The organism is Paenibacillus sp. LX16, from assembly GCF_036252815.1.
In the GTDB taxonomy this organism is placed as follows: Bacteria; Bacillota; Bacilli; order Paenibacillales; family Paenibacillaceae; genus Paenibacillus; species Paenibacillus polymyxa_B.
In genome coordinates, this window is the sequence record NZ_CP141152.1 from 2,291,427 (window position 1) to 2,313,924 (window position 22,498).

Genomic DNA, 22,498 nt, shown 5'->3' on the forward strand with positions numbered 1-22,498 from the left:
TAGTATACATACTGATAGACTGGATGTTCACATCCATATGGGGAGGGTCGCTAAATGAGTGGTCCAGATATAAGAAGCGTTTTTCCGATGAAAAATATTAGAAGTCTGTGTTTTTTGAACAATGTAGTGGTTAAACCATATATCGAAATCGGGGATTATACCTATTATGACGATGATGATAACCCTTTGGATTTTGAGAAAAATGTCCTATACCATTTTGATTTTATAGGGGACAAATTAAAGGTTGGTAAGTTTTGCGCGATTGCTTCCAAAGCCAAATTTATTATGAATGGCGCTAATCATAGTACAAATGCGTTTACCACTTTTCCTTTTGGAGCGTTTGGCGGAGATTGGGAAGTTGGTTTACCCAATTTAAGTGGGGGCTACAAAGGGGACACTGTGGTTGGAAATGATGTTTGGATTGGTTACAATGCTACCATTATGCCCGGAGTTCAAATTGGTGATGGCGCGATCATTGCGTCAAATGCCGTGGTGACTAAAGATGTTCTGCCATATTCCATTGTAGGAGGAAATCCCGCGAAGTTAATTCGTTATCGGTTTGATGAGGAAACTATAGCTATGCTCCAAACCCTGAAATGGTGGGACTGGGACATCCAAAAAATAACAGAATATATTCCTATTTTGACAAGTAACGATACGGAGGCCTTAAAACAATTAATCCAGTCTTCGTAATCTGTAACTCTATTTTTTAGTTTTAGTTATATTATTTCAACATATGAAAAATTCATAATAGTAAACCATAAAATCATTTCTCAGCGCTTCGCACACTACCATATATCGCCTCATTCTATATCTCTCACCATCTTAAAACAGGTCACAAGGGATGGAGAGTTCTCATAAGCTCTCATATCATCAAACGAAATAGTCTATGGACGCAGAGTGGTTTATAATGGAAGGTAAGGTGCACGAATAAGGTGTGGAGGAGGCTGCAAAATGGCGTTTATGATATCCCAGCGGGCTTTTATCAAAATTTATCTGATCACAATGGTGGAGAGGCATCGCGGTTATGGATATCAGATGCTCGAATCAATGAAGGATGAGTTTAGTGGTTTTGGATATGTTCCGCCTCAGAGCGAGGTCTACCGGGCGCTGCATGAGCTGGTACAGGAAGGCGTTTTTTACCGTACCAAGCGTTTGAAAGGAACAGACCCGCGCGTGGATTTTCAGGAGATTGTACTCTATCACTTTACAGATGATGGGGAGGAGAAAGCCCGACTGTACAAGAAGCAGGTCAAAGCCGATTTGGACCGTTGCTTAGGTATGCTGCATAAAGCGGAACAAGACAACTATTCCTAACCACGAAAGGATGAGAATGATGGGTAGAAAGCTGAAATGGGGAATTTTAGGCACTGCGGAGATCGCCCAAATCGCTGTAATTCCTGCGATTCAGCAATCCGAACGCGGAGAAGTGCTTGGGATTGCTAGTCGTAATGCGGATAAAGCCGCTGAGGCCGCCCGGGAGTTCGATATTCCGAAAAGTTATGGAAGCTATGATGAACTGTTGGCTGATCCCGAAATCGGAGCGGTGTACATTCCGTTGCCGAACCATCTGCATGAAGAATGGACCATTCGGGCAGCGGAGGCTGGGAAGCACGTTTTGTGTGAAAAACCATCTTCTCTTAGCTCGGCCGGGACAAGCCGCATGATTGAAGCATGTCAACGTGCAGGAGTGATCTTTGCAGAGGCTTTTATGTATCGCTATCATCCTAAACATCGAAGAATTAAGGAAATTATCAATAGTGGGGAAATTGGTGACATTCGCGGCATCCATTGCACGTTTACGTTTAACAATACCGATCAGGCAGATAATGTGCGCTTTAATAAAAACATGGGCGGCGGCTCGCTGTATGATGTGGGCGTGTATCCGATATCAGCCGCTCGTATGTATTTGGATCGGGAGCCGGAGGCAGTGACGGTACATGCCTTATTTTCCCCGGAGCATGACAACGTCGATATGATGGCTTCCGGCTTGCTGGAATTTCCGGGTGGAGTCAATCTTACTTTCGATTGTGGCATGTGGGCAGCCAATCGTTCCAACATGGAAATTCTCGGTAGCAAGGGTACGATTGCGATGCCCAAAATGTTCGGCTGGGAAAGAACGTCTGTGGTACCGCAAATTTTCGTCCACGTCGGTTCGGTTACGCGTGAGGAACGTCTGAAAGGTTTTAATTCCTTTGAACTGCAAGCGGATGCTTTTGCTAAAGCGGTGCTTGACGGTGTCCCGTTGCCGTATGAGCCAGAAGATGCGGTGAGCAATATGAAAGTGATCGACGCTTGTATCGAATCAGCTCGCAGTCGGAAACGGATAGAAATTGGATAAATGGGATCACCGTATTCCCGTAAGGCATAAAAAGCAGCCTGTCCAAAGGACAAGCTGCTTTTTTAGATGAACGAATACATAAGCGTATAGCATTACATATTTTCATCATAATCTGTGACATCACGCTTGGCGGCAGTTGCAGGCGAGTTTGATGTACCGTATTTCTCCACGGCGTCCCATGCGCCCGCATCGTCAAATCGTCCTGCATTCCGTTGGCGAACCTCACCTGCACCCTTGAGCGGCGGAGTCATGACCTGTTCCTCTACAGGACGGTCATTCGATAATTCTCGAGTTGGCGTGTGCTCGACTGTATAGGCTGTATATGGAATGGCTTGCAACCGTTCAAAAGGAATTTCTTCCCCGCTCTCCACACATATTCCGTATGTCCCATCCTTCATCCGTTGAAGGGCTGCATTGACCTGCTCCAGCTCGTCTTGCAGCGAATCATTAATCGCCAGATCACGGGACCGTTCAAAGGTTTCTGTCCCTATATCAGCGGGGTGGTTATCATAGGACGAGAGCTCACCTGTGGAATCTGTCAGTGTTTCTCCCAATGGAGCGTTTTCCTGACCGTTTTGTTCAAAATGCTTTTCTAAATCCTTTTTCTGCTCCAGCAACATATGTTTCAGCTCTGCAAGCTGCGAATCGTTCAAATGGTTCATGATCATCTCTCCCCTTCGTGGTCTGTATAAGTGACACGTATGCTCTTTTATACCCGTTCAGAGGGCCGGGCAATCAGCAGAGACTTTTATTCCCAGCCTAGAATATGATATAAAAAGAATAGTGTGTTAAGGAGGGAATAACCGATGGATGAACATATGAAGCGTCGTCTGGATAAACAAAAGCAGTTGTTTAAACAACTGGGCATTCAGCTGGACGCGCTCTCCATTCATGAGAAACAGTTTAAGAATAAAATGCGCGGCTATGACCCGGACGAGGTGGATGCCTTTCTGGATGAAGTGATCAAGGATTACGAACGCTTTTATGCGAATATAGCCGACCTGATGGACAAGTGGCAGGAGCAGCAGGCAACCATACGTGATTTGAAAAATGCACCTAAGCCTGCCGCCGACCTTAATGGACTTGACCGTCGTCAACTGGAGGATATCGTTAAGCAGTTGGAATATAGTGTACGACAATTAAAAGTGCGAGTACGTCCTGAAAATGACTATTTTCCGGAGTAAGGTGCAGTAAGCACTGTGTTGGTGCCTCTATTGTGGTATGATGGAAACATGCATTTTACCAAACATTTAATGAGGCACACACATAAAGGTGGTTAACATGAGTACCCATTTTTCCGTTAGTATCCATTGTCTGCTTCTTCTGGCTGAAGGGGCACCGGAGCGAATGACATCGTCACTTATTGCTTCCAGCATCAATACAAACCCGGTAGTTGTGAGAAGGATTATGAGCCGACTCAAGCAAGCGGGTTTGGTTGATTCGTCGCCTGGAGCACGCGGCTTTCGTCTAAGCATGTCCAGTTCAAACATCAATCTGAAAATGATCTATGAGGCGACCAAGGATGAAGGTCCGTTGTTCGCCATCCATACCGATAGCAATCATAATTGTGAGGTAGGTAGGAACATAGACGCATTGTTGGATGGTTTATATACCGTGGCAGAGCAGAAAATACAGGCGTTTTTCGAGACTGTTACGCTGCGAGATCTGGAGCAGGCACTTCAGCAGCGCGTGGGGCAACAAAGTTCATCTATGTAAAGACGCTGGTAAGGAGAAATTGATATGAAAATCATCGTACTTTCAGACACTCATATGCCGCATAGAAGCAAAACGTTACCTAGTCGGCTTGTACAGGAGTTAAAAGGCAGTGACCTCATTCTTCATGCCGGAGATTGGACGGATTGGTTCGTATATGAACGTCTAGCTGAATTTGCGCCTGTGCAAGGCATTGCCGGAAACAATGATGGAATGGACATCGTAGAGCGTTTAGGCTATCAGCGAATCGTTGAAGCCCAAGGCAAGCGGATCGGTATGGTTCACGGTCACGGCTGGCGAGGTTCGACAGAAAATATCGCATTGAATACGTTTAAGGGAGAAATGCTGGATTGCCTGATTTATGGACATTCGCATATTCCGGTGGTCAAAACGATTGACGGTCAGCTTGTCCTTAATCCGGGGTCTCCGACGGACAAACGCGGCGAAGACGAATATTCATTTATCGTGCTGACGATTGAAGCTGGTCAGATGGAAGCACAGCTTGTTCTTTATCCAGATAAACATTGATTTAAAACCAACAACTGTTGATTAAAGGGGAAGCTATGGCCATTTTTGAATTAGAACCGATGAAGCATCATGTGTTGATCTGCAATGGAGGCACATGTATGCGAAATGAGGGTGAAGAAGTTACACAGGCAATTCGGGATGAAATTCGTAAACAAAATGCAGAAGCATATATTCACACGACTAGAACTCGCTGTAATGGGCGTTGTCATGATGCTGCGGTTGTAATCGTATATCCTCAAGGGGACTGGTATGGTCAAATGACCCCCGACTCGGGGACTCAACTGGTGCAGAAGCTCGTAACGGGAGAGAAGCTGGAACCTCATCTTTTTCATGAGTGTACAGGGCAATCCAGCTCGGAATAATCCAATCAACCATCTATAAGTACATGAGTAGAGAAAATCTTTGCGGAGATTTTCTCTTTTTTGCGTTTAATCCCCGATGTGAAAGGTAAAAGTATACTGTGGACACCAATCCGATAGGGAGGGAAGTAAAATGGCCCCATTTGAAGATAACCTGCACGATCAGAATGAGCAGAAAGGACAGACGGGGAAAGGAAGAACGGAGTCTAAACATCAGAAACAGTCGATCAATCGAGATCATGCAGAGCAGTATCCGACAGAGCAGGAAAGCTTGTTCGACCGTTTTGAGACCGAGCAGACGGTAGACGCCATTCCTGTAGAGGATTTGAAGATGGAAAGACAGGAGGAGAGAGACAAGGATGCAACCAAGCACACCTCTTCCAGTGAGAAAAAATACAATGGTGGCGTATAATCATCAACTAACTGGTAATATTTAAAAAGAAATCTCTTGACTTTAAGATATATGTAATGTATATTAAGTTACGAAAAGTAATTAATTTTTCTCAGGAGGTAACAAAATGACTAAAGACTTCTTTACAGCTCTGAAAGACAGACGCTCCTATTATGGTATTAGCAAAGAACAAGTCATTTCTGACCAACGAATTCAAGAAATTGTAGAGGAAGCTGTGAAGTACACACCTACCTCTTTCAACTCCCAAACTTCACGCGCTGTAGTGTTGCTTGGAGAGCATCATGACAAACTGTGGAATATTACAGAAGGTATTTTGCGGGAAGTGGTAGGCAATGAAGAACAATTCAAATCTACTGCTGAGAAAATGAACGGTTTCCGCAGCGGTTACGGAACAGTCTTGTTCTTTGAAGACAACAACGTGATAGCTGGTCTGCAACAACAATTCGAAGCCTATGCGGACAATTTCCCAATCTGGGCTAACCAATCTAATGGTATGCTGCAATTGGTTGTATGGACGGCTCTGGAACAAGAAGGACTGGGGGCATCCCTTCAGCATTACAACCCATTGATTGATGAAAAAGTGAAAAACGAATGGAACATTCCTGAGCATTGGAAACTGATTGCCGAAATGCCGTTCGGTAAACCGACATTCCAACCAGGTGACAAAGAATTCCAACCTATTGAAGAACGCGTAAAAACGTTTAAATAATTCAAACCGATACAACGACGATTCAGGTTCAGCCTGATTAGAGCACTGTGGTTATCTACAGTGCTCTTTGTCATTCCATTTTTAAGGCATGAAAGCTTTTGATATGTACGGACACAGGGGTTAATTCATCCGTTAGTGGGTGATATTATGTTTAAAATTGGATGAGAAGTTTACATAGGTGTTATTGCGGTTTTATGCAGACGTCTAGGATAATGCGCATTCAAAGGAGGAAAAGTGATGAACTATGATTGCATTATTGTTGGTGGGGGAATTGCCGGATTGCAAGCAGCGATTCAATTGGGGAGATACAGCAGTCATCGAGTTCTAGTGATAGATTCGGGCTATGGTCGATCTACGCTGTGCCACCAGTATCATAATATTTTGGGCTTTCCTGACGGAATTTCTGGTGAAGAGCTGCGACGGCTTGGACGTAGTGAAGCCACGAAACTAGGTACTGAATTTGTTGAAGAGAAGGCGGTAAAAGCCGCCAAAAGAGATGAGCTTTTTGACATTCAAGTGGAAGGTGGATCCGTGTATTCGTCAAAAACGCTGCTGTTGGCGACAGGGCTAACGGACCGTTTTCCAAAGCTGGATGGGTTACAAGCCTGCTTGGGCAACAGTGTATATGTATGCCCGGATTGTGACGGTTATGAGGTTCAGGATCGCAGCACGGTCGTTATGGGGGCAGGCAAAGCAGGAGCTTCCATGGCTCTGACTTTATCAGCGCGCACCGATCAACTTGTTTATGTCAATCATGAACGTTCAGAGGTGCCGGACGAGCTGATCTTAAAGCTGCGGGAAAAAGGGATTGGCTATAAGGAAGCAGCCATTTCTGAGATTATAACCGGAGAACCGGGCTGTTTTGAAGGAGTGCGGCTGGCTGATGGACAAGTGGTTCGAGCAGAGCGAGGCTTTTTAGCTTTTGGCAGCAATCATGTTCATTCAGAGCTGGCAGAGCAACTGGGTGTACATCTGCTGCACAATAAGCATATTGAAACTCATCCTCGCAGCAAAATGACAAATGTGGAAAATGTATGGGTAGCCGGGGACTTAGGAGCTCATGCCGAGCAAGCGACTGTGGCGATGGGAGAAGGAGCTATGTCAGCGATTTGGATACACAAGGTATTAACTGGTATGAAAACAAAAGTACCGCAGCTCTGAGAGCTGCGGTTTAGAACGATGGGCGTATACTCGTTGGGAGTTGAAGTTCAAAGCGTTTAAATTGATCGCTAATGCCATACTTACGTAAAATTTCCGCTTGTTTGTTGCCGATAAGATCAAAATGCGGATAGGGTTGACGCTGATGAATATATTGGGGGTCTAATCCGTTTTGGTTGCACCATAAGCGCAGCTTGTCCAAATCAGAACATCCTACCTTGGTGACAGTTGTAATGCCTGGAAAGCGATCATCCAGCCAGTAATGTGTCAGAAAAGCAATTTCACCATGACTGACCTTTCTTTTCCAGGCCATAAGTTCCTGGCGGGTAATGCCAAATGCCATCGTTCTCATCCTTCCTTGGCCCATTCTGAAATTATGAGATGCTGAGCGGTTGTCCCATTATTTTCGTACTATAGTTTGTATTATGATCCACATGGGGTAACACAATAACAGGAGACCCTGTGTGATGACCTCCTGTTAGCGGTTAAAGCCATCTCTCGGCCCAGCTCTCCACACCATTCAATGCATCACCTAGCTCTTTACCCTTGCGTGTCAGCGAATACTCAGTACGCACAGGCCGCTCTGTGATAACATTGCGAAGGATCAGGCCGGAAAGCTCTAGTTCCTTGATGCGTTCGTTCAGCATGCGTTTGCTAAGATCAGGTATGGAGACGTGAATTTCACTAAATCGTTTGGGATGTTCCATCAAAGTATGAATGATGAGAGCGGTCCATTTTTTGCTGATGATCTGAAAGGACTGTTCCACCTTACCGCACAAAAGCTTAGGCTGCCTGTCGTCGCTCATCTGAATCCCCTCAATTTCATTGTTGTTTTAAACAGTATACTAAAAGTAACTCTGTATACCAATAGTAACTATAACGCTTTGTATCAACTGTGACATATTTAACAGTTTTTTCTCTTTCCTTTCGTCAATCATACCACAGAAAACGTTATCATTACAGGATATATCGAATGTTCACGATTTCGCTAAAATTTGATTGACTTGCCCCTTATTTTGGGTGTATTATGGGTTACGTTAATTCCTCAGGTAACTTTTAATAACCTCATCTTTATAATGGGAAGAAGGAATATTTCATGGATTCAATGACATTTGTCTTATTTGGAGCGACAGGGGATTTGGCGAAACGCAAAATTTACCCTGCCTTGTATAATTTGTTTGTAGAAGGTAAAATTCCGGCTTCCTTTTCTGTAATTGGGATGGGGCGTCGTGAAGTGGCGGACGAGCAATTTCAAAGTAATGTAGAGCAATCCATTAAGGATTTTTCCAGACACGTGAATGATGACCGTGCACAGATGGATCAGTTCTTAAGTGCTTTCCGTTACAGCGCATTGAACGTCAACCACCCGGAAGATTATAAAAAGCTGCTACAGCTTGCTGAGCAACGTGAAAATGACTTGGGAATTCCGGGGAACCGCATGTTTTACTTATCGGTGGCACCGGAATTTTTTGATGTGATTGCCCTCAATATTCGGGAGAGTGGTTTAGCTGAAACAAAGGGTTGGAAACGGCTCATTATCGAAAAACCATTTGGGCATGATTTGGAATCCGCACGTGAGCTGAATGATCGCCTAAGCAGAACATTTGCTGAGGATGAGATTTATCGTATTGACCATTACTTAGGTAAACCCATGGTGCAAAACCTGGAAGCCTTAAAATTTGCTAATCCATTGCTCCAAGGAATATGGAACAATCAATACATCGCCAATGTGCAAATTACCGCTTCCGAGACTGTAGGGGTGGAGGAGCGAGCGGGATACTACGATCACTCCGGCGCTATTCGTGATATGGTACAAAATCACATGCTGCAGGTGTTGATGATGACGGCTATGAACAAGCCGGGACATGTCACGGCTGACCAGGTGCGTGACGAAAAAAGCAAGGTGATGGACGCGCTTCGTGCGCTTGATCCTTCCGACATTGCTTCCAACGTGGTTAGAGGCCAATATACCAACGGTGAGATCAACGGAAAAGCAGTTCCTTCCTATAAAGAAGAGCCGGATATCGGACCTGATTCGCAAAATGATACTTTCATTTCAGCTCGCCTATGGATTGACAACGAACAATGGTCGGGTGTGCCGTTCTATATTCGCACTGGCAAACGCATGAAAGAAAAATCGACTCGGATCGTCGTGGAATTCAAAAAGGACAGCACAGATCCTTATGCCGCTCAAGGGCAACCGACTGACCCGAACTTGCTGATCATTCATGTTAACCCGGATGAAAAGGTGACGCTGCGTCTGAACAGTAGAGACCCGCTGAACAATGGTCAACTGGAGACGGTTCTGATGAATTATCATTCCGAGGCCAAGGATGTACCAGAAGCCTATGAGCGCCTCATCTTTGATGCGCTACGCGGCGATTCCACCTTTTTTGCTCATTGGAACGAAGTTGAGCTTTCATGGGTGTGGGTTCAACCTGTACTGGAAGCTTTTGCTCGTGGTGAGGTTCCACTTCACACGTATGCAGCAGGCTCTTACGGTCCAGAAGCTTCAGATCAATTGTTAGAGGAGCAAGGCTTTACATGGTGGTTGGACGAAAAGTCCGAAAGCTCTGAGAAAGCAGTCGTTCGTTCTTAACACTTATAAGAAAGTATATACAAAATATGTTTGCTATGGCAGGAGGCCTTTACTATGCAAGTAGGATTAATTGGTTTGGGAAAAATGGGCTTGAATCTCGGAAGAAATTTGATCGATCATAAGCATGAACTTGTCGCTTACGACGTCAATGCGGCCGCAATTCAAGAAATGAAGGATTATGGAGCTAAAGGTGCTTCTACATTGGAAGAGCTTGTACAGGCAACTCAATCCCCTAGAGTATTGTGGATTATGGTTCCTCACCAAATTGTGGATTCTGTGCTGGATCAGCTTCAACCGATGTTGTCCAAAGGGGACATCATTATTGAAGGTGGTAATTCTCATTATAAAGAGTCTATTGCTCGTCATGCCCGTCTAAAAGAATATGGTATCAGTTTCATGGATGCTGGAACTTCAGGCGGGATGGAAGGCGCACGCAATGGCGCTTGTTACATGATCGGTGGCGATCCGGAAGCTTGGGCGGTTGTTGAGCCTATTTTCCGCGACACAGCAGTGGAAAATGGATATCTGTATGCAGGTAAATCCGGAAGCGGACATTTTCTGAAAATGGTTCATAACGGTGTGGAATACGGCATGATGGCTTCCATTGGTGAAGGATTTGAAGTACTAGAAAAAAGCAGCTTTGACTTTGATTATGAACAAGTAGCGCGTGTGTGGAACAACGGTTCTGTTATTCGCTCTTGGCTGATGGGCTTGACTGAACGTGCATTTTCCAAAGATGCAAACCTGGACGAAATTCGTGGGGTTATGCACTCTTCTGGTGAAGGAAAATGGACGGTAGAGGAAGCACTGGACATTCAAGCTGCAACTCCAGTCATTGCTTTGTCCCTGCTGATGCGCTATCGTTCTCTTGATGCAGACACGTTCAACGGGAAAGTGGTTGCTGCGCTGCGCAATGAATTTGGCGGTCACGCGGTAGAAAAGAAGTAATAACAATATAAGTTAGTATCTATCCCCGTAGCTTCACAACTGCGGGGATATTGCTATATGTTTTGTCGTTTATTGGATTTTTGCAAAACCAGCATATGCATATTTTTCCTTGTATATCCGCACAATAGGTGAAAAAGGCGGAAGGATGAATAGCAAATGTGCAAAAGGTTTTCGTTATCGGCTGATTTGGATGAGGTAAGGGATCACTTTGGTATACAACGGGTGATGTATTATTACAAAACACGCTATAACATGAGTCCCACTCAGCATGTTCCAATTGTGCTGTATCAGGATGGAGAACGGGTACTTGATGAATTTCGCTGGGGATTTATTCCCTACTGGGGCAAGGATTGTGTCAATGCAGACTTGAATACGGTTCGGGTAAATCCGAGTTATCGCAAGATGGCGGAAACCCGGCGCTGTATCATTCCATGCAATGGATTTTATTACTGGCGAAAATTAGGTAAACGTATGTGTGCTGTACGGGTGGTATTGCCGGAACAGAAGATGTTTGCGGTCGCGGGGCTATATGAAGTCTGGCAGGATAGTCGTAAGGAGCCTTTACGCACCTGTACGATGATGACAGTTCATGCCAATACGGATATACGTGAATTCGATACCCGTATGCCAGCTATTTTGGAAGCTGATCATATAGATTCATGGCTGGACCCGTCTGTCCAGAACATAGATGAGCTGTTGCCTCTACTGCGCACGTATGAGCAAGGCGACATGAGCATCTATCCAGTGACCCCACTGGTGGCCAATGATGAACATGATAACCGTGAATGTATTCAGGAAATGGATTTGCAGTGGTCCTGGATTAAACCTTAAACGTATGAAGATTTTCATCCATTATTGATCATAAGCTTCCCGCCACCTGCATAGGTATGTATTGGGGAACAAGCGTCATGATCCGGGGAGAGGGGAAACGGCCGAAGGAGTATCTCATATGGGATGGAGGCGATTGGAATGAGTAACGATACACTCATCCAGCTGCTGGTGCTCATGGTGACGATCATCGGTCTGGTCCAAAACCGGTAAGTGGCAGGTTCCAGAAGGCGGGAGAATTGCCGTAGGCAATCTTCCGTTTTTTTCTGTGCTAAAAAGCTCGCAGATTAAGGAAGCTTACGGTACAATAGATGCTAGGCTACAGGTGACAAGACACCTGAATATACGTCTACATACGATATACTTTTAAGGGAGAGCAAATCATGAGTGAATTAACTTCATTACCACCAGCCAAAAAAAGAAAATTGCTGTTTAGCGCAGGGCTTAGCTGGTTGTTTGATGCTATGGATGTGGGGCTGCTTTCATTTATAGTCGCAGCGTTGGCAAAGGAGTGGCATCTGGGATCGGAGCAAATTGGACTGCTGACTGCAATGAATTCGATAGGAATGGTGTTCGGAGCCGCTTTGGCGGGGATTTTGGCTGATCGTTACGGCAGACGCGCCATATTAGTGTGGACATTGTTGATTTTTTCTATTGCCAGCGGCTTATCCGCTTTGGCAACAGGTCTCGGAATGCTGCTGGTACTGCGTTTTATTGCTGGTGCAGGCTTGGGTGGGGAATTGCCTGTTGCTTCGACGCTGGTGTCAGAATCAGTGCCTGTGAAAGAACGAGGGAGAGCAGTTGTGCTGCTGGAAAGCTTCTGGGCGGCAGGTTGGATCCTTTCGGCTCTTATTGCTTATTTTGTTATTCCGAAGTATGGTTGGCAAATGGCATTTATTCTCGGCGCAGTACCTGCGCTGTACGCTCTTTATCTGCGCAGAGCTATTGATGATTCACCGCGTTACAAACAGCAAAGCGTCAAACTTCCGCTGCGTGCACGATTGGCGTCGATTTGGTCGGGACCTAATCGCAAGTCTACGCTGATGCTGTGGATTTTATGGTTCACAGTTGTATTTTCATACTACGGCATGTTCCTGTGGCTACCGAGCATGATGTTTATGAAAGGTTTCGAACTGGTTAAAAGCTTTGAGTATGTGCTGATCATGACGCTTGCGCAACTACCAGGTTACTTTACCGCCGCCTATCTAATTGAAAAGCTGGGACGCAAATTCGTACTGATCATCTACTTGCTGCTCACAGCAGTGTCCGCCATATGGTTTGGTACCTCGGAAACGGCAGGAATGCTGCTGGCTGCTGGTATTTGCTTGTCCTTTTTTAATCTCGGTGCATGGGGAGCCATGTACGCCTATACTCCGGAATTGTACCCGACAGCCGTACGTTCAACCGGTGTAGGTATGGCGGCTGCATTTGGTCGTATTGGAGGCGTTATCGGGCCGTTTGCGGTCGGTATACTCGTAGGACAGGGCGTAGCGTTACCATCTATCTTTGTGATTTTCTTCGTAGCTATCTTGATCGGTGCAGCGGCTGTATGGTTGCTGGGTACGGAAACCAAAAATCAGGAGATTGACTAACCTTTACATTCACCTGTGTAAAGATTCATAATATAAGAGAGAGGAGTGACCTGTAATGGAGCATACCTTTCTGCTCAAGGCAGACTGGAACGGGGGGCGCAACAGCGACGGCCGTATTGAGGCTGGACAGTTGCGGACTGCAATTTCGATCCCGGCTGAAATGGGAGGCCCTGGTGTGGGCACCAATCCAGATGAAATGCTGCTCGGTGCCGCCGCTACCTGCTATTTGATTACGTTGGCGGCGATGATGGAGCGCGCGAGTCTCCCGGTGGCATCACTGGCGCTGGAATCCGAAGGGATTGTCGATGTAACGAACAATATTTTTACATATCGCCGAATTGTGCATCGTCCGCAGGTTCAATTGGCCGCCGATGCGACAGAATCGCAGATCGAACAAGCATTGCGACTGGCAGAGCAGGCAGAAACCTCATGCATGATCTCGCGTGCCGTAGCGGGAAATGTGGCGTTGTCCACAGAGCCCGTGGTGGAGCGCGCCTCGTGAAGCGATATTTGTAACAGGAGCAATCATTCCAATTGCCCATCATTTTTTTAATCCAAGGAGGACACAACCATGACAGCACAACAAAAATTGCTCGTATTCGCAGGCTCTTACGCCGAATTGGAAGGTAACGGAGTTTATTCGTACACTTTTAATGAACAGACAGGAGCACTTACACTACAGGATGAGTTCTCCGGCTTGAAAAATCCTACATTCCTGAATGTGGACGTCAAAAATCGGAAGCTGTATTCCATTGGAGAGACGACTTCTGCTGCAGGAGTGAAAGTAGGCGAAGCCTCTGCTTTCGAAATTGACCCAGTTAAAGGAACATTTACATTGCTGAATCGTGCGGAAAACGTGGGTGCAACAACTTGCCACATTCAGCGTGATCCATCTGATCGTTACCTTATTGTAGTCAGCTACCACGGTGGTATGGTGGGACTGGTGTCTCTGACTGAGGACGGACGTATCGGTGAGTTGCTGGATGTTAAACAGCATGAGGGCAAAGGAGCGCACCCTGAACGTCAGGACCGTCCACATCCACATTCCAGTTTCTTTAGTCCGGACGGCCGCTTCCTGTTCGTACAAGATCTCGGTCTGGATCTGATCCGCGTTTACACCATTGATGACAGCAAAGGACAACTGGTGCTTCATGGTGAAACAAAAACCCATGCAGGTGCAGGTCCACGTCATTTGACGTTCCACCCGAATGGTAAATTCGCTTTTGTGATTAACGAAGTGGATTCTTCCATTACTTCTTTTGCATATGATGCAGAGGCTGGCAAGCTCACTGAGCTTGAGAGCGTACCGACATTGCCGTCTGACTTTACAGGTGAAAACACAACTGCTGAAATTGCGATTTCGGGGGATGGAACTTATCTGTACGGTTCCAACCGTGGGCATGACAGCATTGTGGTATACGCTGTAGACGAAGCAACTGGCAAGCTGAGCCTAGTCGAGCATGTATCTGCTGAAGGAGAGCATCCACGCCATTTTGCTTTGACTCCAAATGGTGACCATATGCTCGTAGCCAACCGCGACACCAACAACATCGTTACGTTCAAAGTGGACAAGGCAAGTGGACGCTTGACCTACACCGGGCAACAAGTAACCGTATCCAAGCCAGTATGCGTACAGCCTTTTTACTTTTCCGTGTAAAAATCGTTCTACATTAATATCATGCAGAGTGACTAAGTAACGGTATGCGGCTTGTGATCGCTACGAGAACGGATCATTCTTCCGATCGCTGTTGCTCCCAGATTTCTTGTTTGTATGTTCAAGGGTAGAAATCGGGGGGGGGCAAAGGCGAACGCTCCGCTTCTTCAGAACGATTCCGTTCTCTCCGCTGCTTTAGTGCTTTTGGCGACCATTTTTTTATGCAGAAACAATAAACGAATACGTATATGTTGATGATACTGATAGATTAACCAAGCATAGAAAATTTTTTAGTGAAAACGGCTCGTAGGATAACCTACAGCCGTTTTTATTTTAGGGCTTAGTCATTTCAAAAGAAGTCACTACCTACAAAAATAATATAAAATTTTATGGCTACAAATAAGATACGAATAATCTCGGCAGGAAAAGGGTACATATGTTATAAGCGGGACAAGAATCTCTCAAGCACTCCGATAATGCAAATCTAGGACAAGCATTGTGAGTTCCATATAAGGGTTAGAGGCTTAAAATAAAAGTATTATATTTGGCCTAAGTATTAGTTTAGGTCGTTGGCTTTTTTAGAGGCAAACTCATGAAAAATGAGCAATGGCAAGGATAAACTGAGTAACGAAGCGGGCAGATGGATTTCGGAGAAGCGATAGCGTTCGCCTTTGGAACTTGATTTTAACCATTAAAATATATTCAAAAAATCAAGCTCCAACAGCGATCGGAGAAACCATCTGATCGCGAAGTGGGCCTCATAGACCGATAAGAGTATATAAAGGAGGAAACGAAATGAAAATTATCATTACGCAAAAGGAAGCCGTCGACAAAGGAATATGGACAGAGATCATGGGGATGTTTGCTGTAACCAAAGAGGACGAGGTATGGCAGAATGAAGAGTTTATTCTCACCGAAGAACAGGCACGTCAGGTCGGGTTATTAAGATAGCAAAGATAAATAGGACATGTTATCAAGTTTTAAGACCAAGTCTTAAAAAATCGTAACTTCTTTTTTATGTATCTGATACACTTTTTAACCGTGCAACGTTTATGATGGGTACACAAGGGTAATGAAGCTTACAGACACCGTGCACATACCCAAACGGCAAGGAGAGATCAGACATGATGAAACTAGCTTCGAAATGGACCGTATTGGCTTTAATGATGATGCTGATTACGACGGCAGGGGCAACAGCGCAAGGCTACACACCCGTAATACCTGCTGAAAATCAGGAGACCGTATATATAAACCAAATGGAGATTCGTGACGGACAAATTTATTTGTCGGCAGACCCGATTGAATGGTATGAAGGCGCGGCAGCTGACAAAGCATTATTGGAGCATGAAGGAAATACAGGATTGGATGGAGCTCCAGATGGCTACTACATCGTAAATAATTCCGTACAAAATGACGTGTATCAGGTTGCACCAGATGCTTCGGTAGAGGTGCAGATTTATGATCACACGGGTAACATAGAAGATACAGACGTGCAATGGAACGAATCGATTCCTCTGGCACAGTTTGAGAAAGATTTTGCTAAAAAGGACGTTCTGGACCTCAGTCAATTTCCATACCATGTTACGCTTCGTGAAGGTAAAGTTGTAAAAATCGTGCAGCAATTCATTCCTTAAAATAGAAGTAATCTCATTTCACAAACACGTGCTTTCACTTGATTATAGATCAGGGGAGCACGTGTTTTTTTATACTTTATAACAAAAAAGAGGATATCCAGCCCATATAGGGCGCGGATATCCTCTTCTCTTCATAATATACGATTAGAACGATTTTGCTGTGTCTACTGCACGTTGTACAGCAGAAGCAACGATTTCTTGTGCTTGATCTGGAGCTTGGTTATGTCCTTCCAGTACAACTTTCACGATGTCTTTCACTCCGAAGAAGGATAAGATGTTGTTCATGTAGTTCAAAGACATTTCAGCTGCAGCAGCTGGTCCTTCGGAATAAACGCCGCCTCTTGCATTCAACAGGGCTACTTTAGTTTCAGTTACGAGACCAACTGGACCTTCAGCAGTGTATTTGAATGTTTTACCAGCTTGGTTCAGGTAGTCAATGTACGTATGCAGTACAGCTGGAATCGTCATGTTCCAGAGCGGGAAAGCAAATACGACTTTGTCTGCTGCCAGGAATTGATCCAGGTAGCCATTAGCGATGTTTGCTAGGCGAGCTTCTTCTGCGTTCAGCTCCATGCCTCTAGCGGATTTGAACGTGCCGTTGATCATGTTAGCGTTCAAATAAGGAAGCTCGACGGAGAACAGGTCCAGCTCAGTGATTTCATCAGTTGGGTGGGAAGACTTGTAGCTTTCTACGAAGGCGTTATACAATTTAACTGTTGCAGATTCTTCAGCTGTACGATCATTAGCTTTGACAAATAATACTTTAGACATGATTTATTTCCCCCTAAGTAAGTTGAATAAGTAAGTTAAGTTAGTAAGTTACCACGTAATATTACAATATAAAGATAATATCTGTCAACACTTTTATATTAAATTTACTTTGAAAAGCTACTTTATTTTTTACACTGTAAATTTTACGTGTTTCTTTTGCAAAATATCAGTTTTGCGGTAAAATTTAAATGTAAAGTTTAATGAAGAGAATGGTTTGAGTAGGCGAAGAAGAAAATGAACATGGTGCCTGCAAAATATGGCACAATAGTTGAACGAAAAAAGGTGAGTAGCTTGAAGATAGGTTTTTTTGATTCAGGATTGGGTGGAATTACAGTATTGTCCGAGGCACTAAGACGTTTGCCAAACGAAAATTTTGTATACATGGCGGATACCCTTCATGTGCCTTACGGGACGAAAACTCCCCAAGAGGTGCTTGGTTATGTCAAGGCTTCAGTAGAAACGATCCTTAAAGAAGATGTTAAGGCATTGGTAATTGCCTGCAATACGGCTACAAGTATCGCGGTTGCGGAGCTAAGGAAGGAATATCCTATTCCGATTATTGGTATGGAGCCAGCTGTGAAGCCAGCGGTCGAGATGAACCGAGCCAATGGTAAAAGAGTTCTGGTGTTAGCCACACCATTGACGTTGAAACAATCCTGTTATGCAGCGCTGGTATCCAGGGTTGACGATCATGGGAGCGTGGACTCACTACCTCTGCCGGAGCTAGTACATTATTGCGAACAGTTGAATTTTGACCGGGCAGAAATGTCCGAATATTTTAACCATGAGCTGTCTTCGTTCAATCTAGACATATATGGTACGGTGGTATTGGGATGTACTCATTATCCTTTTTATAAGGAAATTCTAAGGGAACTACTACCTTCTCATATTCAGTTAATTGACGGGAGCCAGGGAACAGTTAGACGGTTGAAACAGGTGTTGTCTGAGCGCAATTTGCTGGAACCTTCGCCAAAATCCGGTCCATCGCAAGAGGGACACATTACATTTCTATGTTCTAGTCAGGATGAGGCCTATATGCATAAGATGGAGCGGGCGCTTGAAATCTATGCGGAGCATGAAAAGATTTATTTTTAAAAGAATAGCGGCTGGCGAACGTGTGGGAGCTTAATGAAATATCCAATTCGCCAGCCGTATTGTGTGTCAGACGCATGGAGGGAGGCGTGAGATGGATGTTCAACTGATCCTGAATGAGCTTCACGAAACGGGCGTGCTTGAAAGCCGTATGCGAAATCTCAAACCACTGACCGGCGGAACTTCGAGCAAAGTGGTAGTTGTCATGGACGGAACTAAGCTGCGATACGTGATTAAGCAAAATGATCCCGCTGTCGTAGAAGCCGAGGCGGAATTCTTGCATACCTATGTACAGATTGAGAAACTATCGCGTTTGGTTTATGTAGATCCGTTGAACCGTTATTTGGTATACATGTTCAGGTCAGGGTTCACACAGTATCATGAACGAAACAAAAGCGATTTGTTGCTTCGTCTAGCAACGGAGGTGATCTCGCACTACAAGTCTTTTGGTGAGGAACGTCATTATGGTTATCCGGATCACCCGTTTGTGGAATGGAGAGATTTTCTGCTACATAGAACGAAGGAATCTGAAAAGATCATACAAGGCGTTTTACCCCGAGAGAATCATCGGTTCGTTCATACCCTTGTGGCTGGTTTGCCACAACGTAATATTAAATATTTGCTTCATGGTGACTGTGGAGTACATAATTTTGTGTTTACCGAAAACGGTACATTGACGGGTATTATTGACCCTGATCCAGTGGTAGGAGAACCTCTGTATGATCTGATATACGCCTTTTGTTCTTCACCGGATAGGCTGACCGTCGATACTATTTTGCCTGCCTTAGAGAAGCTTGAGCCGGAGATGACAGGGGAATACAAGCAGACAGGGAAGTGTTACTGGGATTATACTTTCGTGTAGCTACCTGCATTCGCCAGCATCCTAAAGACCTCGATAAATATACAGAAGCGTGGACCTATTGGCTAGACAGGGTTCGCTGAAAGGAATAGGGAACATGAGCATACAAGGGTGGAATCATATTTGCTTTTCGGTGTCTGATTTGGAGAAGTCTATACATTTCTATCAGAATGTACTAGATGGAAAACTGCTCGTTAAAGGACGTAAGCTGGCTTATCTGGACTGCCTAGGAATGTGGTTAGCTCTCAATGTGGAAGAGGATATCCCGAGAAATGAAATTCATCATTCCTATACGCATATTGCATTTTCGATAGCGGAAGCTGATTTTGAGAATATGCTCAACAAGCTGAGAACTTTTAATGTCACCATTTTGCCCGGACGAGAGCGGAATGAACAGGATAAAAGATCGGTCTATTTTACAGATCCAGACGGACATAATTTTGAATTCCACACAGGACAATTGCAGGACCGCTTGGAATATTATAAAAAAGATAAAAAGCATATGACTTTTTATGATTGATTAATTGACGTGTAGGTATTAAGTAATAATTGGGTCGCATTTAGGAGGAATACAGAAGGATGTCACTTTCTCAGGAAAACGGTTCCAAGCAAGCACAAGTCGTTAAAACGATGACGGTTTTTGCAATCACTTGGCCGATCTTTATAGAAATGTTGTTTCACATTTTGATGGGTAGCGTGGATACGTTCATGCTAAGCCATGTTTCTGATGAGGTTGTATCGGCTGTGGGTGTATCAAGACAGTTGATTGAATTTACGATTATACTTTTCAATCTGCTTGGTCTTGGAGTAGGTGTGATCATTGCTCAGCTATTGGGGGCGCAAAAGCATGTGGATGCAAGCCGTGTTACGGCTTCGGCACTAACCTTTAATCTGGTGTTTGGTCTGGCGCTGAGTTTGATGTTTATTGTGAGCCGGGATTTTTTGCTATCCTTTTACCATATTACCCCGACGATCAAGGAAAATGCAGAGATTTATATGATGCTGGCAGGGGGGTCACTGTTTCTGGAAGCGCTTATGTTAACCGCAGGTCCGGTTATTCGATCGCATGGTTTTACTAAAGACACGATGATCGTGGGCATTGGTATGAATATATTGCATATCGTGGGGAATGCGCTGCTCATTTATGGCTGGTTTGGTCTGCCGCAGATGGGAGTGGCGGGTGCAGCGATTTCAACGGTGATTAGCCGTGCTGTAGCATGTGTCTGGATTTTTCTACTGCTGTACAAGCGTGTGAGTGCGCCGATTCGCATCCGGTATTATGTACAGCTTCAATGGAGTAAGCTGGTAGCCATCCTGAAGATTGGTATTCCTGCCGGGCTGGAATGGTTGTCTTATCAACTTAGCCAAATGATGGTGACCCGGTTTGTCAGCTTTATGGGTACAACAGCGATCGCAACCCATTTTTATACGAATACAATTGTGTACTTTTTTATGGTATTTGGAATGGCTGTAGGTGAGGGGACGGAAATTATTGTTGCCCGCCTAATTGGAGCAGGAGACAAGGAAAAAGCCTATCATCAACTTTTACGGAGCCTTAAATGGTCTTTGGTCATTACGATTGCTGTGATCGTAGTAGTTTCCTTTTTCCGATATGAAGTGATGGCGATCTTTACAGATGAGCCGGCGATCATTCAATTAGGAGCAGCGATTTTGCTCTTCTGTATATTGCTGGAGCCGGGCCGTGTGTTTAATCATGTTGTCATTAACTCCTTGCGAGCAGCGGGAGATGTTCAGTTCCCGTTGATGATGGCCATTATTTCAATGTGGGGGATTAAAATCCCGCTAGCATATGTGCTGGGCATTCATATGGGATATGGTGTGCTGGGTGTGTGGATTGCACATGCCTGCGATGAGTGGGTACGAGGCATTTTCCACTATTTACGCTGGAAGGGTCGGAAATGGCAGCACAAATCGCTGTTATCTAAGGCTGAACTTCAGGCGGAATCAGTCTAAGGCTGAAAGAGATTCTACAACAGACATTCTCCAAGAAAATTGGGGGATGTCTGTTTTTTTACAAAAATAAGCAAAATGGGGATGTTAAAACTTTTCAAAAATTGCTAGAATATAGTAACCTCGAACGTAGTAGAGGTTTTCAAAGTTTCAAAGACGGATGGTTTCCGATTGAATCCATGAAGGAGGGAATAGGATGGAACGTAAAGTGCATATCATTCCTTACCAAGTGATCAAGCAGGAGCAACAAGTGAATGAAATACCGCGAGGGGTAGAGTTGATTCAGGCTCCTGCGGTATGGAACCAGACTCGAGGCCGAGGCGTGAAGGTGGCGGTGCTGGACACGGGCTGTGATTCGGACCATCCTGATTTGAAGGCGCGCATTATTGGCGGCCGGAATTTCACGGATGATGACCAAGGTGATCCGGAAATTTTCAAGGATTACAACGGCCACGGTACACATGTGGCAGGAACCATCGCGGCAGCGGAAAATGCGAATGGTGTCGTGGGTGTTGCTCCAGAGGCAGACCTGCTCATCATCAAGGTGCTAAACAAGCAGGGCTCCGGTCAATATGACTGGATTATTCAAGGCATCTATTATGCAATTGAGCAAAAGGCAGATATCATCTCGATGTCACTTGGCGGTTCTGAGGATGTGGCAGAGCTTCATGAAGCCGTAAAAAAGGCTGTGGCTAGCCAAATCTTAGTCATCTGTGCAGCTGGAAATGAGGGGGACGGTGACGACAGAACGGACGAGCTCGGCTACCCCGGCTGCTATAATGAAGTGATTAGCGTAGGTGCTATCAACTTTGACAGGCACGCCTCAGAATTCAGTAATTCTAATAATGAGGTGGATTTGGTTGCACCGGGAGAAGATATTTTGTCCACCGTTCCAGGCGGCAAATATGCGACCTTTAGCGGAACTTCGATGGCTACTCCGCACGTAGCAGGTGCATTGGCGTTGATTAAGCAGCTGGCGAATGCGAGCTTTGAGCGTGATCTCACCGAACCGGAATTATACGCACAACTCATCAAACGCACGATTCCACTCGGCAATTCTCCTAAACTGGAGGGCAACGGTCTACTGTACTTGACGGCAGTGGAGGAGCTCTCCCGTATTTTCGACGCACAGCGTGTAGCGGGAATACTCACTACAGGATCATTGAAGGTTAAATAAACCGTAACTTCAACTTCGGATATACAGCGGCTCTCCTAAAGGGAGAGTCGTTTTTTTTTGCGTTTCAGATCTTTTGGAAAATCTCCGTTTACATTGCATTCCAGTGTCGGGTAACATATATCACAAAGATAGAGGCGTAAGTTAGAATTGGAG

General features: G+C 45.0%; 27 protein-coding genes. 23 read left to right on the top strand and 4 right to left on the bottom strand.

The features are described from left to right. The first annotated feature begins 54 nt into the window (after positions 1-54). From T3H97_RS10575 to T3H97_RS10585, 3 genes are all read left to right on the top strand, one after another. The gene (locus T3H97_RS10575) at positions 55-693 is read left to right on the top strand and encodes a CatB-related O-acetyltransferase (RefSeq protein ID WP_328802475.1); all 639 of its coding nucleotides are present in this window, start codon (positions 55-57) and stop codon (positions 691-693) included. A 261-nt stretch (positions 694-954) separates the two neighbouring features. Further along, the gene (locus tag T3H97_RS10580; protein ID WP_013310011.1) at positions 955-1,317 is read left to right on the top strand and encodes a replication termination protein; all 363 of its coding nucleotides are present in this window, start codon (positions 955-957) and stop codon (positions 1,315-1,317) included. 19 nt (positions 1,318-1,336) lie between these two features. Further along, on the top strand, positions 1,337-2,341 hold the full coding sequence (locus T3H97_RS10585; protein WP_061830313.1) for a Gfo/Idh/MocA family protein: 1,005 nt from the start codon (positions 1,337-1,339) through the stop codon (positions 2,339-2,341). 92 nt (positions 2,342-2,433) lie between these two features. Here the strand turns inward: T3H97_RS10585 and T3H97_RS10590 are convergent, their stop codons facing one another. Further along, complete coding sequence (locus T3H97_RS10590) at positions 2,434-3,003, bottom strand: TraR/DksA C4-type zinc finger protein (RefSeq protein ID WP_328802476.1); 570 nt, start codon at positions 3,001-3,003, stop codon at positions 2,434-2,436. A 144-nt stretch (positions 3,004-3,147) separates the two neighbouring features. On the opposite strand from T3H97_RS10590, the gene T3H97_RS10595 reads away from it, so the two are divergent. From T3H97_RS10595 to T3H97_RS10625, 7 genes are all read left to right on the top strand, one after another. Further along, entirely contained in the window at positions 3,148-3,525 is a 378-nt protein-coding gene (locus tag T3H97_RS10595) for a DivIVA domain-containing protein (RefSeq protein WP_023988297.1), read from the top strand. A 97-nt stretch (positions 3,526-3,622) separates the two neighbouring features. Further along, positions 3,623-4,057, top strand: a complete 435-nt coding sequence (locus T3H97_RS10600) for an Rrf2 family transcriptional regulator (RefSeq protein WP_134904703.1) — start codon at positions 3,623-3,625, stop codon at positions 4,055-4,057. Between the two features lie 24 nt (positions 4,058-4,081). After that, on the top strand, positions 4,082-4,582 hold the full coding sequence (locus T3H97_RS10605) for a metallophosphoesterase family protein (RefSeq protein ID WP_328802477.1): 501 nt from the start codon (positions 4,082-4,084) through the stop codon (positions 4,580-4,582). A gap of 35 nt (positions 4,583-4,617) precedes the next feature. Continuing rightward, positions 4,618-4,944 carry a (2Fe-2S) ferredoxin domain-containing protein gene (locus T3H97_RS10610; RefSeq protein ID WP_254325780.1) on the top strand — a complete coding sequence of 109 codons (327 nt, stop codon included), beginning with the start codon at positions 4,618-4,620 and terminating at the stop codon, positions 4,942-4,944. Positions 4,945-5,074: 130 nt separating this feature from the next. Beyond that, positions 5,075-5,353 (top strand): hypothetical protein, encoded by a 279-nt coding sequence (locus T3H97_RS10615; RefSeq protein WP_328802478.1) that lies wholly within the window; start codon positions 5,075-5,077, stop codon positions 5,351-5,353. Positions 5,354-5,459: 106 nt separating this feature from the next. Beyond that, positions 5,460-6,062 (top strand): nitroreductase family protein, encoded by a 603-nt coding sequence (locus T3H97_RS10620; protein ID WP_250244839.1) that lies wholly within the window; start codon positions 5,460-5,462, stop codon positions 6,060-6,062. A 237-nt stretch (positions 6,063-6,299) separates the two neighbouring features. Beyond that, complete coding sequence (locus T3H97_RS10625) at positions 6,300-7,223, top strand: NAD(P)/FAD-dependent oxidoreductase (protein ID WP_328802479.1); 924 nt, start codon at positions 6,300-6,302, stop codon at positions 7,221-7,223. 10 nt (positions 7,224-7,233) lie between these two features. On the opposite strand, the gene T3H97_RS10630 is transcribed toward T3H97_RS10625, so the two are convergent. Both T3H97_RS10630 and T3H97_RS10635 read right to left on the bottom strand, forming a co-directional pair. After that, positions 7,234-7,563 (bottom strand): hypothetical protein, encoded by a 330-nt coding sequence (locus T3H97_RS10630; RefSeq protein ID WP_328802480.1) that lies wholly within the window; start codon positions 7,561-7,563, stop codon positions 7,234-7,236. Between the two features lie 142 nt (positions 7,564-7,705). Then, positions 7,706-8,026: a winged helix-turn-helix transcriptional regulator gene (locus T3H97_RS10635; protein ID WP_007430161.1), complete on the bottom strand. Its 321-nt coding sequence runs from the start codon at positions 8,024-8,026 to the stop codon at positions 7,706-7,708. A gap of 290 nt (positions 8,027-8,316) precedes the next feature. On the opposite strand from T3H97_RS10635, the gene zwf reads away from it, so the two are divergent. The 8 genes from zwf to T3H97_RS10675 all read left to right on the top strand — a co-directional run bounded on the left by zwf (position 8,317) and on the right by T3H97_RS10675 (position 16,475). Next, positions 8,317-9,819 (top strand): glucose-6-phosphate dehydrogenase, encoded by a 1,503-nt coding sequence (gene zwf / locus T3H97_RS10640; RefSeq protein ID WP_190299146.1) that lies wholly within the window; start codon positions 8,317-8,319, stop codon positions 9,817-9,819. A 54-nt stretch (positions 9,820-9,873) separates the two neighbouring features. Further along, positions 9,874-10,767, top strand: a complete 894-nt coding sequence (gnd, locus tag T3H97_RS10645) for a phosphogluconate dehydrogenase (NAD(+)-dependent, decarboxylating) (RefSeq protein ID WP_134902702.1) — start codon at positions 9,874-9,876, stop codon at positions 10,765-10,767. A gap of 156 nt (positions 10,768-10,923) precedes the next feature. Further along, complete coding sequence (locus T3H97_RS10650; RefSeq protein ID WP_103047805.1) at positions 10,924-11,598, top strand: SOS response-associated peptidase; 675 nt, start codon at positions 10,924-10,926, stop codon at positions 11,596-11,598. A gap of 380 nt (positions 11,599-11,978) precedes the next feature. After that, on the top strand, positions 11,979-13,187 hold the full coding sequence (locus T3H97_RS10655; protein WP_328802481.1) for an MFS transporter: 1,209 nt from the start codon (positions 11,979-11,981) through the stop codon (positions 13,185-13,187). 55 nt (positions 13,188-13,242) lie between these two features. After that, positions 13,243-13,689: an OsmC family protein gene (locus T3H97_RS10660; RefSeq protein ID WP_013310026.1), complete on the top strand. Its 447-nt coding sequence runs from the start codon at positions 13,243-13,245 to the stop codon at positions 13,687-13,689. 69 nt (positions 13,690-13,758) lie between these two features. After that, a complete protein-coding gene (locus tag T3H97_RS10665; RefSeq protein ID WP_328802482.1) occupies positions 13,759-14,844 on the top strand; it encodes a lactonase family protein in 1,086 nt (361 codons plus the stop codon). Positions 14,845-15,636: 792 nt separating this feature from the next. Beyond that, positions 15,637-15,792, top strand: coding sequence for a hypothetical protein (locus T3H97_RS10670; RefSeq protein WP_023988309.1), 156 nt, complete (start codon positions 15,637-15,639; stop codon positions 15,790-15,792). A 173-nt stretch (positions 15,793-15,965) separates the two neighbouring features. Beyond that, positions 15,966-16,475: a hypothetical protein gene (locus tag T3H97_RS10675; RefSeq protein WP_250244845.1), complete on the top strand. Its 510-nt coding sequence runs from the start codon at positions 15,966-15,968 to the stop codon at positions 16,473-16,475. A gap of 144 nt (positions 16,476-16,619) precedes the next feature. On the opposite strand, the gene T3H97_RS10680 is transcribed toward T3H97_RS10675, so the two are convergent. Then, positions 16,620-17,246 carry an FMN-dependent NADH-azoreductase gene (locus T3H97_RS10680; RefSeq protein ID WP_043882169.1) on the bottom strand — a complete coding sequence of 209 codons (627 nt, stop codon included), beginning with the start codon at positions 17,244-17,246 and terminating at the stop codon, positions 16,620-16,622. Positions 17,247-17,486: 240 nt separating this feature from the next. Between T3H97_RS10680 and murI the strand changes: the two genes are divergently transcribed. The 5 genes from murI to T3H97_RS10705 all read left to right on the top strand — a co-directional run bounded on the left by murI (position 17,487) and on the right by T3H97_RS10705 (position 22,345). Then, positions 17,487-18,341 carry a glutamate racemase gene (gene murI / locus T3H97_RS10685; RefSeq protein ID WP_328802813.1) on the top strand — a complete coding sequence of 285 codons (855 nt, stop codon included), beginning with the start codon at positions 17,487-17,489 and terminating at the stop codon, positions 18,339-18,341. A gap of 91 nt (positions 18,342-18,432) precedes the next feature. Continuing rightward, positions 18,433-19,200, top strand: coding sequence for an aminoglycoside phosphotransferase family protein (locus T3H97_RS10690; RefSeq protein WP_328802483.1), 768 nt, complete (start codon positions 18,433-18,435; stop codon positions 19,198-19,200). A 94-nt stretch (positions 19,201-19,294) separates the two neighbouring features. Next, entirely contained in the window at positions 19,295-19,717 is a 423-nt protein-coding gene (fosB, locus tag T3H97_RS10695) for a metallothiol transferase FosB (protein WP_328802484.1), read from the top strand. Positions 19,718-19,776: 59 nt separating this feature from the next. Continuing rightward, the gene (locus T3H97_RS10700; protein WP_069291764.1) at positions 19,777-21,171 is read left to right on the top strand and encodes an MATE family efflux transporter; all 1,395 of its coding nucleotides are present in this window, start codon (positions 19,777-19,779) and stop codon (positions 21,169-21,171) included. Between the two features lie 193 nt (positions 21,172-21,364). Next, positions 21,365-22,345: a S8 family peptidase gene (locus tag T3H97_RS10705; protein WP_328802485.1), complete on the top strand. Its 981-nt coding sequence runs from the start codon at positions 21,365-21,367 to the stop codon at positions 22,343-22,345. The last annotated feature ends 153 nt before the right edge of the window (positions 22,346-22,498 follow it).

What these genes read in the sequence shown, in the direction of transcription:
- T3H97_RS10660 (WP_013310026.1), top strand. Translation starts at nt 13,243, where the DNA reads ATGGAGCATACCTTTCTGCTCAAGGCAGACTGGAACGGGGGGCGCAAC.
- T3H97_RS10625 (WP_328802479.1), top strand. Translation starts at nt 6,300, where the DNA reads ATGAACTATGATTGCATTATTGTTGGTGGGGGAATTGCCGGATTGCAA.
- T3H97_RS10680 (WP_043882169.1), bottom strand. Translation starts at nt 17,246, where the DNA reads ATGTCTAAAGTATTATTTGTCAAAGCTAATGATCGTACAGCTGAAGAA.
- fosB (WP_328802484.1), top strand. Translation starts at nt 19,295, where the DNA reads ATGAGCATACAAGGGTGGAATCATATTTGCTTTTCGGTGTCTGATTTG.
- T3H97_RS10620 (WP_250244839.1), top strand. Translation starts at nt 5,460, where the DNA reads ATGACTAAAGACTTCTTTACAGCTCTGAAAGACAGACGCTCCTATTAT.
- T3H97_RS10605 (WP_328802477.1), top strand. Translation starts at nt 4,082, where the DNA reads ATGAAAATCATCGTACTTTCAGACACTCATATGCCGCATAGAAGCAAA.
- zwf (WP_190299146.1), top strand. Translation starts at nt 8,317, where the DNA reads ATGGATTCAATGACATTTGTCTTATTTGGAGCGACAGGGGATTTGGCG.
- T3H97_RS10575 (WP_328802475.1), top strand. Translation starts at nt 55, where the DNA reads ATGAGTGGTCCAGATATAAGAAGCGTTTTTCCGATGAAAAATATTAGA.
- gnd (WP_134902702.1), top strand. Translation starts at nt 9,874, where the DNA reads ATGCAAGTAGGATTAATTGGTTTGGGAAAAATGGGCTTGAATCTCGGA.
- T3H97_RS10630 (WP_328802480.1), bottom strand. Translation starts at nt 7,563, where the DNA reads ATGGCATTTGGCATTACCCGCCAGGAACTTATGGCCTGGAAAAGAAAG.
- T3H97_RS10655 (WP_328802481.1), top strand. Translation starts at nt 11,979, where the DNA reads ATGAGTGAATTAACTTCATTACCACCAGCCAAAAAAAGAAAATTGCTG.
- T3H97_RS10650 (WP_103047805.1), top strand. Translation starts at nt 10,924, where the DNA reads ATGTGCAAAAGGTTTTCGTTATCGGCTGATTTGGATGAGGTAAGGGAT.
- T3H97_RS10670 (WP_023988309.1), top strand. Translation starts at nt 15,637, where the DNA reads ATGAAAATTATCATTACGCAAAAGGAAGCCGTCGACAAAGGAATATGG.
- murI (WP_328802813.1), top strand. Translation starts at nt 17,487, where the DNA reads ATGGTGCCTGCAAAATATGGCACAATAGTTGAACGAAAAAAGGTGAGT.
- T3H97_RS10690 (WP_328802483.1), top strand. Translation starts at nt 18,433, where the DNA reads ATGGATGTTCAACTGATCCTGAATGAGCTTCACGAAACGGGCGTGCTT.
- T3H97_RS10580 (WP_013310011.1), top strand. Translation starts at nt 955, where the DNA reads ATGGCGTTTATGATATCCCAGCGGGCTTTTATCAAAATTTATCTGATC.
- T3H97_RS10585 (WP_061830313.1), top strand. Translation starts at nt 1,337, where the DNA reads ATGGGTAGAAAGCTGAAATGGGGAATTTTAGGCACTGCGGAGATCGCC.
- T3H97_RS10675 (WP_250244845.1), top strand. Translation starts at nt 15,966, where the DNA reads ATGATGAAACTAGCTTCGAAATGGACCGTATTGGCTTTAATGATGATG.
- T3H97_RS10610 (WP_254325780.1), top strand. Translation starts at nt 4,618, where the DNA reads ATGGCCATTTTTGAATTAGAACCGATGAAGCATCATGTGTTGATCTGC.
- T3H97_RS10700 (WP_069291764.1), top strand. Translation starts at nt 19,777, where the DNA reads ATGTCACTTTCTCAGGAAAACGGTTCCAAGCAAGCACAAGTCGTTAAA.
- T3H97_RS10600 (WP_134904703.1), top strand. Translation starts at nt 3,623, where the DNA reads ATGAGTACCCATTTTTCCGTTAGTATCCATTGTCTGCTTCTTCTGGCT.
- T3H97_RS10595 (WP_023988297.1), top strand. Translation starts at nt 3,148, where the DNA reads ATGGATGAACATATGAAGCGTCGTCTGGATAAACAAAAGCAGTTGTTT.
- T3H97_RS10665 (WP_328802482.1), top strand. Translation starts at nt 13,759, where the DNA reads ATGACAGCACAACAAAAATTGCTCGTATTCGCAGGCTCTTACGCCGAA.
- T3H97_RS10705 (WP_328802485.1), top strand. Translation starts at nt 21,365, where the DNA reads ATGGAACGTAAAGTGCATATCATTCCTTACCAAGTGATCAAGCAGGAG.
- T3H97_RS10590 (WP_328802476.1), bottom strand. Translation starts at nt 3,003, where the DNA reads ATGAACCATTTGAACGATTCGCAGCTTGCAGAGCTGAAACATATGTTG.
- T3H97_RS10615 (WP_328802478.1), top strand. Translation starts at nt 5,075, where the DNA reads ATGGCCCCATTTGAAGATAACCTGCACGATCAGAATGAGCAGAAAGGA.
- T3H97_RS10635 (WP_007430161.1), bottom strand. Translation starts at nt 8,026, where the DNA reads ATGAGCGACGACAGGCAGCCTAAGCTTTTGTGCGGTAAGGTGGAACAG.